Genomic DNA, 16,066 nt, shown 5'->3' with positions numbered 1-16,066 from the left:
CAGAAAAATGAATTACCAGACAGGCCCATAAGCGGCAGAACGAAGGTACCACGCATTGGCGCAGTACCTTTAACCATATGACATATGGGTTTGTCCATTCATCCCCAAACAATCGGAGCAGCGATGCCTTTACCGCCCCGCCTCATGGATGGCAAACATTAACTCTCCTTCCGCAACCACTCGATCTCCGACACGGGCCACTCCTTTTCCTTTTCCCATGGAAGCCCGCAAACGAAGCATTTCCACCTCCATATGGAGCGTATCCCCCGGTTTCACCTGATCGCGGAACCGAAATCGGTCGATACCGGCGAAAAAGCCGATTTTACCGCGGTTTTGTTCTAAGCTCAATACAGCGTAGGATCCCACTTGAGCCAAGGCTTCCACGATTAAAACACCCGGCATCACTGGATATCCCGGAAAATGTCCTTGAAAAAACGGTTCGTTTACAGTCACATTTTTCACACCAACCGCCCGTTTCCCTTCTTCACATTCCAAAATGCGGTCCACCAGCAAAAATGGGTATCGATGCGGGATCACTTCCTGAATCTTGGTAATATCCGCTTCCATGTGTGACTCTCCTTCCAATGGTTTGGCGAAGACAGCCATTTCGGTTTTGGTGTAGTCCTCAGGGGAACTGTCGGCCCTTTGTGGCAGTCTCTTAAGTGGCAAGCTTGCCCGACCTGATTGTACCACAACCTCTAACTATGGGGCTGAGCCCCCTCCCAATTGTCGTCCTAAAAAGGGCATTCTCTACTATGGGGCGGAAGCCTCCCTAATTGTCGATTGGCGGGACAACCACCCCCCCTGTCGAAAAAAGGGCGTTCTTTCCTCCCCTTTTGGATGTATGAAGTGTAAAGGGAGGTACTACAATAAACGGTGTCCCTCGCTTACTAGTGGCGAAGGGTTCAAATAAAAAGGCACCGGAGATTCCCTCTGGTGCCCTTTTTCTTTACTGAATGGATGATTTCTGCTGTATGGCCACTGTTTCCACTGCCTGCGCCACTTCCTGGTGCACCCGGGGATCCAGCGGATGTGGAACCAGCTCACCTTTTTTGGTATATCCAGCAATGGCTTCCGCTGCCGCCACCAGCATCGGATGGGTAATTTCCCGCGCTCGGGCGTTCAGTACACCGCGGAAGATTCCCGGAAAGCCCAACACATTGTTGACCGACCGTCCATCGGCGGCATAGGCGGCACCTGCTTCCAGCGCCACCTCCGGTTCGATTTCCGGCTTGGGATTGGACAGAGCGAGGATCACCTGGCCGGGACGAACCCATTCAGGCCGGATCAGTCCGGGAACACCAGTGGTTGCCACAACGATATCGGCACGCTCCATCAATTGACTGAGACCATCCACCGGCTCTCCACCGAACTCCCGCAGCCTTTCTTTGGCTACTTCCGACTTATCCGCCCCGTATACCCGCTCAATTCCATATGCTCGAAACATGCGGGCGATGGCTAAACCAGCGGCCCCCAAACCAATCTGTCCAACCGACGCTTCTTTCAGTTGGACACCCGCACTTTGACAGGCAGAAATAACTGCCGCCAAAGTCACGACTGCCGTCCCATGCTGATCGTCATGCATCACGGGGATGGACAACGCTTCTTTTAGACGTGCCTCCACTTCAAAACAGTGAGGAGATCCAATATCCTCCAACAAGATGCCGCCAAAAGTAGGCGAGATCTGTTTAACGGTCTCCACAATTTTGTCCGGGTCCTTGGTGTCCAGCAAGATGGGGACCCCGCTGATTCCGACAAATCGGTCAAAAAGGGCCGCTTTTCCTTCCATTACTGGCATGCCTGCCAATGGCCCGATATCACCCAGCCCCAAAATCGCCGTACCATCGGTAACAATGGCCACTGAGTTGCCGATGCTGGTATAAATCCTCGCTTTATCCGGCTCTTCCTGGATCGTCCGACACACATCGGCGACACCGGGCGTGTACACCCGCCGCAAATCAGCCAAAGAACGGATATCGAGGCGGCTTTTCATCTGGATTTTACCACCTTCGTGAGCCCGGAGAACATCGTCGGACACCGTATGCAGAAGAATACCGCCACCCAATTCTCTGACGGCCGACAACACCTGTTCCAGTTGTTCGTGGTCATCACAATGGATGGTAATGTTCCGCATCGTGGAAGTGGGTCCCACCTGAACCGTTTCCACTTCCCCGATGTCCCCGCCCGCCATTCCGATCGCGGTGGCCACCTTACCCAGATTTCCTGGTACAGATGGCGTTTCTACAAAAAGAGAACGAATGATGTTTCTATCCGGCAAAGAAAAGCACCTCCAATAACGTAAAAAACAATGAGTTCATCAACCTGACGCAAATGGTTCTCACATTAATTTTTGGTTCAACAACCTAAACTGAAAGAGGTAAATAAAAGAGGTAATGAAGGAAAAGCCGATGACTCCCCACAGGAATTGCTCCGCACCAGGCTGATCAAACATCAGTAAGGACAAAGCCACATAATACATGACTGTGGTCAATTTACCCATCACATTGGCAGGAACGGTTGTTTTGCCCCGAAAGTGAAAAAAAGCAGACGCAATGATCATCCCCAGGTCCCGTGAAAAGATGGCCACTGCGGCAGCCAGACCGATCCGCTGCGTCAGGAGGAGGGAAAGAAAGACGGCCAACATCATCAACTTGTCAGCCAAAGGATCCAACATACTGCCCAACTGTGTCACTTGATGGTTTCGACGAGCCAGATAACCATCGATCACATCCGTCAAGCCCGCCAACAACAAGACCCCAAAAGCCCAAATCATCCGATTGGGTATATCTGAAAAAAATAAGAGCAAATACAAAGGGATCAGGGTGAAGCGAAACAAGGTGATCATGTTGGGCACATTCACTCCGGGTCCCTCCTCCATAAACGTCTACCGTGTATTATACCCGGTATTGACCCGAATCTACGACATGAAAAAGACCCCGTCTCATCCGCAAGCAAGCGGGGACGGGTCTTTTCCTACCCGTAGATCATATTATACAAATGTTGCCAGAGATCGCGTGAAAAAATATCACCGACAGGGTCGTCCCCCACCACACTGTAGCCGATTAACAAGCCACCCACCAAAGCGATCACAGCCAAGAGAGGAAGTCCCAAAAAGAGAAATGATAGCACTTTCCATACGGTAGGAATCTGCCGTTTGGCCGAATCTGCTTCTTCCGTCTTTTCCGTATCAGGGACAGGCAACGGTGAGTCTGACGGATAAGGGACATATGTGGGCACATCGATCTCTTCTTCTAACGGATGGGAGTTCTTTTCTTCTTCCTTTTCCTGCGGCAGTGGATCCGCTGGTAATGGATCCGCCGGTTCCTCAAGACGGGAGTCCTTTTCATCGCCGTCCGATCCTTTTTTCCATATCAACTCACCGGCTGGCTTTTGCTTCATGTCTCCCTCTTCATTCGCCTCACCCGGCTCCGGAATGGAGTCCGCCTCTTCCTTTTCTGCTTGAGGGTCCTGTTTCTCGTCCCCAGCCTGATCAGACGACTCTTCAGAAGCGGGGGCTTCAGGGGAGGGTAAGTTCCACTGATCTAAAATCGCCTGCTCTTGATCCCGTTCCCATTCAACCGCGTCGCCACCATCGTCCTTGCCGTCAGGAAGCTCTTCCGTTCCTGCAGCGGTGAACTCCACCTGTTCTTCGCCGTCCTTGTCCACCTTTTCCTCATCCGGAGGCCCACCCGTTTCAGCAGGCTGTTCCTGTTCCGAGACGAGTTTATCATCCTGATGTGGCGGACGATCCCTTTCCTCGTTCCAGCGTTGTTCGTTCTGTTCCTCTCCCCGTTCACGGGGTTGCTTTTGCTCTTTCCCCTGCATGTTGGTTATCCTCTCCGAGCAGCTTGATTTTCTCTCGTGACTTTGCCGGAAGCTCGTCCATCACACTGTCTCGTATCATCATCTATGTAGCCGTTTTTATCATCCATCAACGTTGTCACTCCATAGATAGAATATATCGTAAGTGGATTTTGAAGTCCACTCCATCGGGACTGTTCGTGACGGGTTGTTCAATTTTCGGCCAAAAGGATGAAACAGAAACCAGGTGGAATGTAGGAGCCCTTCCACCCTTAGACGTTCATCTGTAAGATCAGTCCGGGATCGGGACGACATCAGCCCTTTTATGTAAACGAAAAACCCGGATGATCGTTCCATATGTGTAATTGTGGAGTATCATGGGCGGGGTGTGCTTCCATTCAACCTAAACCTTTGCGGTGGTTTCCAAATCCTTTTTTTCCGTTTGCGGCCGGGATCGCTTGTATTTTACCTTGGTTGCCTCTCCACCGCGAAGATGACGAATCGATTTGTGGTATTCCAGTATTTCTTTTACCTGATTGGCCAAATCGGCGTTAATTTCGGGCAGCCTTTCTGTCAAATCTTTATGCACGGTGCTTTTGGAAACCCCAAACTCTTTTGCGATCTTGCGGACGGTGTTGCGGGTTTCCACGAAATAACGCCCAATTTTAATCGTCCGCTCTTTGATGTAGTCATGCACTCCCCTCGCCTCCCTCTCCTCAATGTCTGGTACATTATATGAGGGCATTTTCCGGTTATTCTCATCTAACAAGCCGTGACAAGCTCATTTGCTCGTTTTCTTAACCGATTTTTCAGATTTATGGCCAGGGATGGTGATACATTCTCAAATTTAGGGGAAACGACTGAAAAAAACAGAAAACCCCACCTCCAATAAGGTGGGGTTTTAATATTAGTCATTCAGATAAGAAGCAGGGTTGACGGCTTCGCCATCTTTTCTGACTTCATAGTGCAAATGGATACCGGCTTCTTTTTCAAACTTATTGCGGCCGGCTTTGCCGATGACATCACCTTGTGAAAGGGTTTGTCCCTCTTTCACTTGAATCTGATCCAGGCTTTGGTATACGGTCATCAGACCATCACCATGATCCAATTCCACTTGCTGTCCATTCAAGGGGTGTTCCTCCACCCGAACCACTTTACCGTCCAGGGTTGCCAGGACATCAAAGGTTTTTCCGTCTTTGCGCGCATAGTTGATGCCGGAATGGGGCCAATAAGTATTGGCGTATTTGATCAACGCAGCTTGTTTCGATTTTTCAGAACCGGCTTCATCATAGTAACCCATGGTTTCCACCGCTTCGGCATCTTCCTGGAAAGGAAGGCGCATATTTTCCGCCTGTTGGCTGGCAGGTACCGGCTCTTGTCCCCACTCTTTTTCCAAGCCCGTGTTGGGGTTGGTGACATTGAGGTCCTGGGCTCCCTGATACCACCACACCAGGCTGAGAATAAGTGCTGCGGCTGCCAAATAGACGGCGGGGAAAAACCATTTTTTCGAAAACAGACGCTTCCATTTGAGACTGGAGATTTTTTCAACCGATTTGTTCGGTTTATTGTCCTCAGGTTTCATTTGGTTATCACCTCAGGATCCATTGTGGACATGGCCCCGGGCTTTTATACCTTTTCACATCTATTTTTCCTGTTAATAGGAGATTGTTTTTCTTTTTTTCTTCTTATTTATATTAAATTCATACCAATCAAGCGCGGGATAGAAATAATTCCCATTCGCGGTGTATGATTGCTGGTAAACGAATAAATAATTTCCACTTATTCTTACACTGATGTTGAGAATCATAACAGATGGTGATATGATGAAGCTTTTTCAACCTGATCGAATTTATTTTGAACCGCGTGCCTTGGAATATCCCCTCGGCAAAGAATTGTACCAACGATACCTAAAAAGCGGCATTCCGATCCTGGAGACCACCTCTCACAACCAAGTCCGTGGAATTCCGGGAGAAACCGAACTGCAAAAGTATCGTCACGCCAAAAATACGCTGGTTGTGGGTGTACGTCGAACATTGACCTTTGATACTTCCAAACCTTCGGCGGAGTACGCCATCCCATTAGCCACCGGATGTATGGGACACTGTCATTACTGCTACCTGCAGACCACTATGGGAAAGCGTCCTTACGTCCGTGTCTACGTCAACCTGGAAGATATCTTTCAGAGCGCTGAAAAGTATATTCAGGAGCGTTTGCCTGAAATCACTCGTTTTGAGGCCGCTTGCACCTCTGACCCAGTCGGGATTGAACATATTACCGGATCCCTGAAAAAAGCGATCGAATTCATGGGACAACAGGAGCGGGGGCGGTTACGATTTGTCACCAAATACAGTCATGTAGATTCGATGCTGGACGCAAAGCATAACCGACACACCCGCTTTCGATTCAGCATCAATGCCGATCATGTGGTTAAATATTTCGAGCCTGGAACGGACCCGCTCCACAAACGGATCGAAGCCGCTGGCAAGGTAGCCCGGGCTGGATATCCCTTGGGATTTATCATAGCCCCGTTGATCCGCTTTGATGGATGGGAGGAAGGATATACGCATCTATTGAAGAATCTGCGGAAAGCGTTGCCTGATGAGTCTTTTGCCGACCTCACTTTTGAATTGATCACACACCGGTTCACCAAAACGGCCAAGCAGATCATCCAAGAACACTACCCCAAAACCCCATTGGATATGAATGAGGATGAACGGGAGAAAAAATGGGGACGTTACGGACGCACCAAATACGTCTACCCCTTGCAGGCGAGGATGGAATTGAAGGAACACATGGAATCGAGCATCCAACAGCTTTTTCCGGAAGCAGAGATTCTCTACTTCACGTGAACATAAAAACTCCGGGGATTTTGCCCCGGAGTTTTTGACAGAAGATCACTCCCCCTCTTTTTCCGTCACCGAATCAATTTCGACACCCTGATAATAATGACGGATAATCTCTTCCGCCTCTTTCCCTTCTTCCGCCATCAGATTGGCACCCCATTGACTCATGCCGACACCGTGACCATACCCCTTGGTACGAAAAATGATCGCATCCCCCTCTAGGGACCACTCAAAATCAGAGGACGCCAAATCCAATGCTTCCCTCACTTCCCTGCCGGTAAACTCCTGATCCCCGATTTGGACCGTGGCCACCCGCTCACCCTGGGTTCGATTCTTCACTTCCATCCATCCGTTTCCGGAAGAAGCGGAAATCGCCACTTCCTTTCCTGTCTTTTCTTTCAGCTTTTCTAGAAAAGCGGAGACAGAAACTTTTTTTTCATCCGCAAACTTCGGTGACTGAAGGTCCCATGAAGAGTCCACACTTTTGAGATAGGGGTAGCTTTTCTCAAAATAATCCTCCGCGTTCTCCGTATGACCGTTGCTGGTTGAGAAAAATGCCGCATAGATCGGCTCCCCCTCAAACAGGATCACCTGGCCCTGGGTGGACCGGACCGCCTCATCCACCTTTTTTGAAAATGGTTCAAACTGTTCCTTCCACTTTTCTTGCAATTGCTCGTCCGTCTCGTATACCTGGTGTTGAACCGTGTCCGACACATGAGCGGAAGCCGCCGTTTCCCCCCATGTTTTCATATCGGAAAAGTTTCCCCGTTCCAATCGGTCCACGATATACGTACGCGCTGCCAATGCCTGTGCCTTTAGCGCTTCCGTGTGGAACTCGGCCGGCATCTCAGCCGCCACCACCCCCCGGATGTACGCTTCCAGTGGAACGTCAACCACTTTTTTCTCCTCGGTCAAGTATACCTTGACGTCCGGTCCCTCCGACAACAAAGGCTGGCCTGGTTGGTCGGATCCTTTTCCCCCATCCGCTCCCCCGCCCATGGAGACGAGTGCTGCGGGAAGGATAATCATCAACCCCACCAACACCGACACAAATAACAGAATGCCTTTGTGCATACTTTCGTTCCCGCCTCCCGTCATCCTCATAATGGGACAACCGAAACTCCAACCCTTTAAATGCGACCCTATAAGGGCAACTTCCCGTCATTTCATTGTCGTCCTACAAGGACAACCTCTCTATCACTTTATGCCCCCCGCAGAAACAGTAGAACCTAAGGTGAAGAAGCACTAAAAAAAACAGCCGTGCTGGATGCACGACTGTTTTTTTTAGAATCTCTAAGCGTATGAGTGCTGTTGAACCCGGCGAATTTCTCCCTCTGTTTCCTTCACACGCATAATATCAGCACCGAGAGCAGCCAGCTTTTCGACGAGCCCCACGTAACCCCGGTCGATGTGGTGAAGCTCCGTCACTTCCGTTTCCCCTTCTGCCACCAATCCGGCCAACACCAGCGCGGCACCGGCACGCAGATCGGTCGCTTTCACTTGGGCTCCCGACAGAGGCTGCCCACCTTCAATCAAGACGGATCGGCCATCGATCTTCATCTTAGCCCCCATCCGTTTCATTTCTTCCACATGCATAAACCGGTTTTCAAACACCGTTTCCGTCAACATCCCGTTCCCTTCCGCCGTCAGCAGAAGCGCCATCATTTGTGACTGCATGTCCGTGGGGAAACCGGGATAAGGCAACGTCTTCACATCAACGGGCTTGAGAGGGGATTCCGCTCGAACGTGAATGCCGTTTTCCCCTTCCAACACATCAATGCCCATTTCCCTCATTTTGGCGATCAGGGGGTTTAGATGGTCCGGGATCGCCCCTTCCACAAAAACTTCACCCCGGGTGATGGCCCCCGCCACCATATAGGTCCCGGCTTCGATGCGGTCGGGAATAACCGTATAATCCGTGCCGTGCAGGAAATCCACCCCGTCGATGCGGATGGTGTCTGTCCCCGCTCCGCGCACGCGTCCACCCATGGCATTGATGAAGTTGGCCAAGTCGACGATTTCCGGTTCACAGGCAGCGTTCTCAATGATGGTCCGCCCTTCTGCCAATGCGGCGGCCATCATGATGTTTTCCGTAGCCCCCACACTAGCTACATCCAAGTAAATGCGAGCGCCCCGCAAGCGGTCCGGCACGCGCCCTTCAATCGCTCCTTGCTCAATCTCAAACTCGGCACCCATCGCTTCCAGACCTTTTAAGTGTTGATCGATAGGGCGGCTACCGATGGCACAGCCGCCCGGCAACGGGATCCGACCATGTTTTTTACGCGCCAACAGCGGTCCCATAACCAAAAAGGAGGCTCTCATCTTCCTGACCAGATCATAGGGTGCTTCTGTCACATTCACCTGCTCGGCATTGACGGTAACGGACTCATCCTTCAGTTCCGTGGTGATTCCCAGGCTTTGCAACAGTTGCGTAATCGTTTTGACGTCTTCCAACATCGGAATGTCCTGGATGATGTTGGTTCCTCGTGCTGGCAGGATAGAAGCGGCAATGATCGGCAAGACGGCGTTTTTGGCCCCATGAACCTTGACGCGGCCTTTCAACCGGTTGCCGCCTCGTACGATGATTTTTTCCAAATGTCTTCCCTCCGCGCAAAACTAATATTCTATCGTGATGATCGGGGTTCCCACGGTGAGAATGAGCCCGTTGCCGCGGTCATCTTTTTTGGCCGCCACTTGGACGTTCATGGTTTCACCATTGGTGGTCAATCCCCCGGAAAAAAGAGGGGTGTACGCGGACACGCTGGTGGTGCGTTCGGTATCCATCGACTCAACTTCATGCGCTCCGAGGCGTTGAAGTACGGAACCGATCACCCGTTTTCGATCGGACATGTCCATGGTTGAGGTGGGGGATGAAATCCGCCCCTGTAATGAAAAATGAGTGCGAGGTTGGATCTGATGTTGTTGAAGGGTGTGGATGATACGGTTTCGAGCATCCGACAGCTGTTGTCGATCAGGGTGCCCGCCACCCGTTACCTGAATGGAGATATAAGGTTGTGAAAAGGATTGTTGAGGTCTATCGTTGATAACGATACATTGGACTTGAATGTTTCGTTCCCAATTATTTTTTGCTGTCCAGCGGGTTCCATCGGCAAACACCGTCGGTTCTGATAATTCCAGGTCCCATGCTTGAGCCAAACTTTCGGCTAAGCGAGGGATCTCTTCCTTAGGGATTGAGCGGTCCAGCCGCCCTCCATGGTGCAGCATAAATCGTTCCGTCTGTATTTCGGCTGCTTGCCAAGTTTCAAGCAGACTCTCCTCCGGATCCGGTTGAGTGTAGGACGCGGTCAACAGCCCAGCAATCCACACAACCAAAACCCATACCATCCCTTTTTTCATCGTCACTCTCTCCCACCGTGCTTTTTCCACCATTTTTCACGGATGGGAAAGAAGATATACTCCGGTGGAATATAAATCAACCAAAAAACAGGCTAATGGTCCGGGACCAACCGGAGTAATCGATAATAAAGGTAGCCAGACCATGCCCCAGTACGATGGCCAGCAAAACTTGCAGCGCTTTGGCTTGCACATGTCGAGGATCCCGCAAAAAAAGATCCAAGCGAACGTTTAACAACACCCACCAACTGATAGCGATACAGATCAAGGATATCATGATGTTGACGAGGGCACTGACAGCAAAGCCCGTCGCTCCATCCATAAAAGGTGCACTCCTTAAGACTGGTTGTTCACGATATTCCCATGCTAACCCAAATCCCCGATAAACGCAATGGCTTCCCTTTCGGGACAACACTTTATGACGAATGATCCCCTTCCGCATAAGGGAAGGGTTTGGCGAGAGATACTAACACGAAACCCGGCGACTAAATTCTTTTGTTTAAAGATCGTTCCGGGTTCGGAGGGGTCGTCCACCATGTGGATCAACTTTGGTTGCAAAGCAGTATGGGCTTTTTTCGTCATCGCCTTGTTTCATTTCGGTTTTTCCGGTGTCGTCATTACCCCCTTTGTTCCCATGGCCGTCGCTGCCGTCTCGGTTGCCGTCGTAGGTACATGGTTGGATCATCTCCTTTTGCCGCAACGAAGTGACATGACGGCTGCCCTTATTGACTGTTTCGCTTTTGCTCTCCTTCTTTATGGACTCCAGTTTCTTTTTTCAGGCTACTCTCTCAACAATCAGGCCGCTCTGGCCATCGGTCTCGTCCTCGCTTCTCTCGAATGGATGATTCACCGGCAAATTCACCGTCAGCCCCGTCATCAACCTAGTCGTTAACCATAAACAGCAAAAACCCGGTCAATCGATGACCGGGCTTTTATTTTCTCCACAGACAGATTACGAACCCGGGGGTTGGATGGGCATCACAGCGGCTCCCCAATCCAGTGTTGCCAGCCAATCCAACGTCCACTGGGGCATCAATCCCAAAGCCAGGGTACCCGCCGCCGTTACCAAAAGTACAGCCCCCGGCCCCAGAGGAATCCGGAGTCGTTCCGGGGTTGCCGGTTGCCGGAAATACATCATCCGAATCACCCCGAAGTAGTAATAATACGATATCACCGTCGTCACCAATATCAGGGCGGCGATCCACAAATGCTGGGTTCCAACCGCTCCCGCTATAATATAAAACTTGCCGAAGAAACCGGCGGTGACGGGAATCCCCGCAAGTGAGAGAAGAAACAGCGTCATCACCGCAGCCAATCGCGGATTTTTACGGGAGAGACCGGCAAATGCGCTGATTTTTTCCGATCCGGTATGATGCTCCACCAGTGTCAGGACGGTAAAGGCTCCCAAGGCCATAAACAGGTAGGCGAACAGATAGTAAGTCAAGCTTTCAAACAGAAATCCGAGGGTGGCGATCGGAACCAGCATCGTACCGGCATGGGCCACACTGGAATAAGCCAGCATCCGTTTCGTATGGATCTGCCGCAGGGCAACGGTATTTCCCACCACCATCGACACGGCTGCCAGGAATAAGAGCGCCTGAGCCGACCAAGGAGCCTCCATCTGGTTCTGATAAAGGAAGTAATACCCGCCCAGGACCACACGGAGAATCAGCGCGATAGCCGCCGTCTTGGAGACCACGGACAGAAAAGCGGTCACCGGAGTGGTCGCGCCTTGATAAACATCGGGAGCCCACATATGAAAAGGGGCCGCGGCCACCTTAAATCCGAAGCCGAACAGCATCAACAACAGGGACAGATAGACAAACCACTCGTAACCGCCCCCGTAGGCATCAGCCAGACGCGCCTGCACCTCGTACAAGTTCGTGGTGCCCGTCAAGCCGTACGCAAAGGACATCCCATAAAGGATGAAAGCCGTGGAGACGCCTCCCATCACCACAAACTTCCACGCAGCTTCCGAGGACTCCACACGCCGCTTGCGCAGGCCGACCAGGATATAGGAGGAGATACTGAGCAGCTCCAATCCGACAAACAGAGTAATGAAGTCGGCAGAGGCCGTCATCAGCATTCCGCCCAAAAGGGCCGCCAACATCAGGTAGTAATACTCGCCGTGAGCGCGGATGCCGTCATGCCGAAGGCTCCAGAGAGAAGAGAGGAACAGGAGAGCCGCTCCCGCCAGCAGGATCAACTTGAGGGTCAATCCAAAGTCGTCCACACGATACGTGTCTGACAAGATTTCATAGGGCGGATTCCCCAATTGCATTGCCGTAAATACCCCAGCCGCCAGGATGGCGGACAACCCCAGCACACCCAGCCATCGTCGATCATGATCTTCTCTCATAAACAGATCAAGGATCGAAAGGAGGGCGGCAGCGGCCAGAACGATCAGCTCCGGTCCCATCACGGTCCAATCATAATCCAGCAAATATCGTTCCATTCCCTACCCTCCCATCTTGGCCGCGATTCCACGCAAGGTGGTTTGCATCGGTTCTTCCAATACTGCCGGCCATACACCGATCAGGATGATGAATCCCAGCAATACCAGCATTGAAGCACTTTCAATCGGCTTGGCATCGGGCAGGGAAGCCCATCGCGACGGCAACGGGCCGAAGTTGGTATTTAAAACGGCTCGCAGCGAGTAAGCCGCGGCTCCTACCAGTCCGATCACACCGACTGCGGCTAAAATCGGGAATTGCCGGAAAAAGCCAAGAAAAGCGAAAAACTCAGCAATGAAACCCGACATTCCCGGAAGCCCCAACAGCGCCAGCCCCCCCGCCATCCAGATACCGGACAACACCGGCACCGACCGGGACAAGCCGCCCAGTTCTCTCATATCCGTCGTCCGGGTGCGTCCGTGCAACGCACCGATGAAGAAGAAGAGAAGAGCCGCAATCAAACCGTGGGAAACCGCCTGAAACACAGCCCCCTGTAGGCCGACCACATGAAGGGAAGCGATCCCGATCAGGATGATCCCCATATGACTGATGCTGGAGAAGGCCAGCACCCGCCTCAAATCATTCTGGACAAACGCGAGGACCGCACCGTACAACATGTTTACCACACCCAGAACCCCCAGCACAGCAGCGATGGCGGATGTTTGGATAGGAAAAAGATCCACCCCGAACCGAATTAACCCATAGGCTCCCATTTTGAGCAGCACACCGGCGTGAACCATCACGACCGCCGGCGGAGCCTCCGTGTGAACCCGGACCATCCAGGTATGGAATGGAAAGACGGGCAGTTTGATGCCGAAAGCGATGACCAGAGCGAGGAAAACTCCCCATACCAGGTTACGGAAAAAGGGATCCTGTTCCATCACGATTGCCAATTCCGGATTGGTGCTGATTTGCCGGAGCTGTTCCAAGTCCAGTGTCTGGAACAGAAACAGGATCCCGATAATACCCAACAGCAGAAAAGCAGACCCCAATCCGTTATACAGGAGAAAGAGATTGGCCGCCTTCTCCCGGTAAACGGCTCCCCATATTCCGATCAGGAAAAACAGAGAGACGAGCGTCACCTCGAAAAATAGGAAGAAGAGAAACAGATCCCGGGCCAAAAACACCCCGAGCGCTCCCATCTCCAACAACAAGAAAACGAGGAAGTACCCTTTTAACCGTTCACGCACATATCGGGAGGCAACCGCAGCAATCGTGGCGATCACACTGGTCAACACCACCAGGGGGATGGAGAGCCCATCCACTCCCATATGATACTGAATGTCAAAAGCCACCCCTTGCTGGATGGGAATCGAGATCCACTCCACCTTCTGCTGGAACTGCACTCCCTGTACAGCGGGATCAAACCACGCCGCCATCAGCCATGCCAACACCAAGGGAGGAAAGGTGGCCGCCACACCCACCCCACGAATCCACGCCGTCCGTTCCCGGGGAATAGCAAGAAGCACCAACACGCCCAGCAGCGGGGAGAAAGCAAGCCAAGTCGGCAACATTTGCAGCAAGCCTTCTTTCATTCAAACAACCTCCCCGCTGTCAGACTGACAATCAGAACCACCAATCCGACCAGACTGATCCATATGTAAACTTGTACCTGTCCGGTCTGAAGAGCGGAGCCCAGCCTGCCGATCCCCCGTGCCGTCCCTGATGCCAAGCCTACCAGCCCCTGAATCACCCAGCGATCAAACCAGGTGAGAAAAATCCCCAACCCTCGATAGGGACGGACGATTCCCGCCTCATAAGCCTCATCCACTCCGTACTTGCGAACCAGGATCCGGTAGACCCAAGGCCACGCATCGGCCACCGCGGACGGCCGGATCGATCCATGGCGGTACATCGCCCATGCGAGCGCGATCCCACCGAAGGAAAGAAGAAGAGTGAAAACGGGCAGCCACCAGGGAGCGGCAGGCGGAATCTCCGCTCCCGCCGTCAGCCACTCACGAAATGCATGGGAGGGGAACTCCACAAAACCGGCTCCCACCGAAAGAATGGCCAGCACCACCATCGGCCAGACCATCCCCGACGGCAACGGTTGAGCGTTCTTTTCGGTCTTGCGCTCCCCGGAGAAGACCAGGAAAAAGAGCCGGAAAAGATAGAAGGCGGTGAAAAAGGCGGCCACCATCCCCACGGCCAACACTCCGAAACGTCCGTCGGCATAAGCGCTGACCAACACTTCTTCCTTGGAGAAAAAGCCGCTGAATGGCGGAAATCCTGCCAAGGACAAACATCCGATCAAGAACAACCAGCCGAGGACGCGATGGGTCTTCCACATCCCCCCCATCCGATGAATATCCTGTTCATGGTGCAGGGCTACAATGACGGCACCCGCCGCCAGAAACAGAAGCGCCTTAAAAAAAGCATGGGTCATCAGATGGAACACACCCGCCGCGTATCCCGCCGCCCCCAAGGCCAACATCATGTAACCCAGCTGGCTGACGGTGGAATAGGCCAAAATCCGCTTAATATCCTGTTGAACCAAGGCGATGGAAGCGGCGAAGATTGCCGTGAACGCCCCGACATAGGCCACCGTATCCATCGCCAAAGCGGATGTTTCAAATACCGGGAACATCCGGGCCACCAGAAACACCCCGGCCGCCACCATCGTGGCGGCATGGATCAACGCACTGACCGGGGTGGGACCTTCCATCGCATCAGGCAGCCAGGTATGCAACGGAAATTGACCCGATTTGCCCATCGCCCCGACGAAAATCAAAATCGCGATCCCCGTCAGCATGGAAGGGTCGATCGTACCGGCCTGAACGGCTTCAAAAATACGCCCCAGTTCAAAGCTGCCCGTTTGCCAAAACAAAAGAATCATGGCGACAAACAAGCCGATGTCCCCGATTCGGGTGACAATAAAGGCTTTTTTAGCCGCCGCCTTCGCATCCGGCTTCCAGTACCAAAAACCGATCAAGAGAAAGGAACAAACACCAACCAGCTCCCAAAACAGATACAACTGCAGCAGGTTAGGGGAAAGAACCAAGCCCAACATGGAGAAAGTGAACAGGGAAAGATACGCGTAAAAAACCGCCATTCTCTGATCCCCTGCCATGTATCCCCGGGCGTACACCTGAACCAATAAACTGACCAAACTGATGACGACCAACATCATGGCAATCAGCGGGTTGACCTCCACCCCGAAGGTGACGACCATTTCACCCGCGTGAAACCAATCCCAAGTGGCCCATGCAGAATCTGTACCACCTACACTCTGCCATAGGAGCGGCAGGGAGAAAGCAAAAGAGCCCAAAGCCGCCAGGCAACTGACCCCGGCAGCCCCCCTTTCGCTCCAACGCGTCCGCCCCGCCAGCAGCAGGAGAAACGCCACCAAGGGAAAGAGGGGTATGTACCACGCGAAATCGATCATGGGATCATCCGTCCTCCGTCCTGGATTGACTGTGTCTAAAGTTGTCAGACACGTCTGATTGGATTAGGGCGTGTCTGAACAATCCGTATGACGAGATCCCGGGTTGGTATGGCTGTCTTCGTTTCGTTGCAAAAAGCGCATAGCGACACCGGGAAACGATAGTGACCCAGGCAAGACTTGTGCTCTGTGAGTGCATAGCGAGACCCGGGAGCGAAGCGACCCAGGCGAGA

Annotated in this window: 15 protein-coding genes; 2 read left to right on the top strand and 13 right to left on the bottom strand. The window is 52.4% G+C overall.

All coding sequences use genetic code 11. From position 1 onward, the window contains the following. Positions 1–129: 129 nt before the first annotated feature. The 6 genes from fabZ to JOE21_RS07410 form a co-directional block, all read right to left on the bottom strand. A complete protein-coding gene (gene fabZ, locus JOE21_RS07435; RefSeq protein WP_309864350.1) occupies positions 130–567 on the bottom strand; it encodes a 3-hydroxyacyl-ACP dehydratase FabZ in 438 nt (145 codons plus the stop codon). Positions 568–949: 382 nt separating this feature from the next. After that, complete coding sequence (locus JOE21_RS07430) at positions 950–2,278, bottom strand: NAD-dependent malic enzyme (protein ID WP_309864347.1); 1,329 nt, start codon at positions 2,276–2,278, stop codon at positions 950–952. Between the two features lie 60 nt (positions 2,279–2,338). Beyond that, positions 2,339–2,860 (bottom strand): CDP-alcohol phosphatidyltransferase family protein, encoded by a 522-nt coding sequence (locus JOE21_RS07425; protein ID WP_309864344.1) that lies wholly within the window; start codon positions 2,858–2,860, stop codon positions 2,339–2,341. A 113-nt stretch (positions 2,861–2,973) separates the two neighbouring features. Then, on the bottom strand, positions 2,974–3,825 hold the full coding sequence (locus JOE21_RS07420; protein ID WP_309864341.1) for a DNA-directed RNA polymerase subunit beta: 852 nt from the start codon (positions 3,823–3,825) through the stop codon (positions 2,974–2,976). 379 nt (positions 3,826–4,204) lie between these two features. Further along, positions 4,205–4,498: a sporulation transcriptional regulator SpoIIID gene (gene spoIIID, locus JOE21_RS07415; RefSeq protein WP_309864338.1), complete on the bottom strand. Its 294-nt coding sequence runs from the start codon at positions 4,496–4,498 to the stop codon at positions 4,205–4,207. 210 nt (positions 4,499–4,708) lie between these two features. Beyond that, the gene (locus JOE21_RS07410) at positions 4,709–5,383 is read right to left on the bottom strand and encodes a peptidoglycan DD-metalloendopeptidase family protein (RefSeq protein WP_309864335.1); all 675 of its coding nucleotides are present in this window, start codon (positions 5,381–5,383) and stop codon (positions 4,709–4,711) included. A gap of 241 nt (positions 5,384–5,624) precedes the next feature. Here JOE21_RS07410 and splB point away from each other — a divergent pair, with 241 nt between their 5' ends. Then, on the top strand, positions 5,625–6,650 hold the full coding sequence (gene splB, locus JOE21_RS07405) for a spore photoproduct lyase (protein ID WP_309864332.1): 1,026 nt from the start codon (positions 5,625–5,627) through the stop codon (positions 6,648–6,650). A 45-nt stretch (positions 6,651–6,695) separates the two neighbouring features. Here the strand turns inward: splB and spoIID are convergent, their stop codons facing one another. From spoIID to JOE21_RS07385, 4 genes are all read right to left on the bottom strand, one after another. Beyond that, the gene (spoIID, locus tag JOE21_RS07400) at positions 6,696–7,718 is read right to left on the bottom strand and encodes a stage II sporulation protein D (RefSeq protein WP_309864330.1); all 1,023 of its coding nucleotides are present in this window, start codon (positions 7,716–7,718) and stop codon (positions 6,696–6,698) included. Positions 7,719–7,937: 219 nt separating this feature from the next. Further along, the gene (murA, locus tag JOE21_RS07395; protein ID WP_309864328.1) at positions 7,938–9,239 is read right to left on the bottom strand and encodes a UDP-N-acetylglucosamine 1-carboxyvinyltransferase; all 1,302 of its coding nucleotides are present in this window, start codon (positions 9,237–9,239) and stop codon (positions 7,938–7,940) included. Positions 9,240–9,260: 21 nt separating this feature from the next. Then, the gene (locus JOE21_RS07390) at positions 9,261–10,001 is read right to left on the bottom strand and encodes a YwmB family TATA-box binding protein (protein WP_309864325.1); all 741 of its coding nucleotides are present in this window, start codon (positions 9,999–10,001) and stop codon (positions 9,261–9,263) included. A 76-nt stretch (positions 10,002–10,077) separates the two neighbouring features. Beyond that, the gene (locus tag JOE21_RS07385; protein ID WP_309864322.1) at positions 10,078–10,320 is read right to left on the bottom strand and encodes a DUF1146 domain-containing protein; all 243 of its coding nucleotides are present in this window, start codon (positions 10,318–10,320) and stop codon (positions 10,078–10,080) included. 213 nt (positions 10,321–10,533) lie between these two features. On the opposite strand from JOE21_RS07385, the gene JOE21_RS07380 reads away from it, so the two are divergent. Continuing rightward, complete coding sequence (locus JOE21_RS07380; RefSeq protein ID WP_309864320.1) at positions 10,534–10,890, top strand: DUF2512 family protein; 357 nt, start codon at positions 10,534–10,536, stop codon at positions 10,888–10,890. A gap of 60 nt (positions 10,891–10,950) precedes the next feature. Here the strand turns inward: JOE21_RS07380 and JOE21_RS07375 are convergent, their stop codons facing one another. Genes JOE21_RS07375 through nuoL form a run of 3 tightly spaced genes read right to left on the bottom strand, consistent with a single transcriptional unit; the run spans position 10,951 to position 15,836 of the window. Further along, complete coding sequence (locus JOE21_RS07375) at positions 10,951–12,453, bottom strand: NADH-quinone oxidoreductase subunit N (protein ID WP_309864317.1); 1,503 nt, start codon at positions 12,451–12,453, stop codon at positions 10,951–10,953. A gap of 3 nt (positions 12,454–12,456) precedes the next feature. Then, positions 12,457–13,986 (bottom strand): complex I subunit 4 family protein, encoded by a 1,530-nt coding sequence (locus tag JOE21_RS07370; RefSeq protein ID WP_309864314.1) that lies wholly within the window; start codon positions 13,984–13,986, stop codon positions 12,457–12,459. Next, positions 13,983–15,836, bottom strand: a complete 1,854-nt coding sequence (nuoL, locus tag JOE21_RS07365; RefSeq protein ID WP_309864311.1) for an NADH-quinone oxidoreductase subunit L — start codon at positions 15,834–15,836, stop codon at positions 13,983–13,985. The genes JOE21_RS07370 and nuoL overlap by 4 nt, the downstream gene beginning before the upstream one ends. Positions 15,837–16,066 lie beyond the last annotated feature (230 nt).

Origin of the sequence: Desmospora profundinema, assembly GCF_031454155.1 — a bacterium.
GTDB lineage: Bacteria > Bacillota > Bacilli > Thermoactinomycetales > DSM-45169 > Desmospora > Desmospora profundinema.
The sequence above is the reverse complement of the archived record's forward strand: the minus strand, read 5'-3'. Positions and strand labels throughout refer to the sequence as shown.

Coding starts and splice junctions, on each gene's coding strand:
- splB (WP_309864332.1), top strand. CDS start 5,625: ATGAAGCTTTTTCAACCTGATCGAATTTATTTTGAACCGCGTGCCTTG.
- JOE21_RS07385 (WP_309864322.1), bottom strand. CDS start 10,320: ATGGATGGAGCGACGGGCTTTGCTGTCAGTGCCCTCGTCAACATCATG.
- JOE21_RS07390 (WP_309864325.1), bottom strand. CDS start 10,001: ATGAAAAAAGGGATGGTATGGGTTTTGGTTGTGTGGATTGCTGGGCTG.
- JOE21_RS07370 (WP_309864314.1), bottom strand. CDS start 13,986: ATGAAAGAAGGCTTGCTGCAAATGTTGCCGACTTGGCTTGCTTTCTCC.
- spoIID (WP_309864330.1), bottom strand. CDS start 7,718: ATGCACAAAGGCATTCTGTTATTTGTGTCGGTGTTGGTGGGGTTGATG.
- JOE21_RS07420 (WP_309864341.1), bottom strand. CDS start 3,825: ATGCAGGGGAAAGAGCAAAAGCAACCCCGTGAACGGGGAGAGGAACAG.
- fabZ (WP_309864350.1), bottom strand. CDS start 567: ATGGAAGCGGATATTACCAAGATTCAGGAAGTGATCCCGCATCGATAC.
- nuoL (WP_309864311.1), bottom strand. CDS start 15,836: ATGATCGATTTCGCGTGGTACATACCCCTCTTTCCCTTGGTGGCGTTT.
- JOE21_RS07375 (WP_309864317.1), bottom strand. CDS start 12,453: ATGGAACGATATTTGCTGGATTATGATTGGACCGTGATGGGACCGGAG.
- JOE21_RS07410 (WP_309864335.1), bottom strand. CDS start 5,383: ATGAAACCTGAGGACAATAAACCGAACAAATCGGTTGAAAAAATCTCC.
- JOE21_RS07380 (WP_309864320.1), top strand. CDS start 10,534: ATGTGGATCAACTTTGGTTGCAAAGCAGTATGGGCTTTTTTCGTCATC.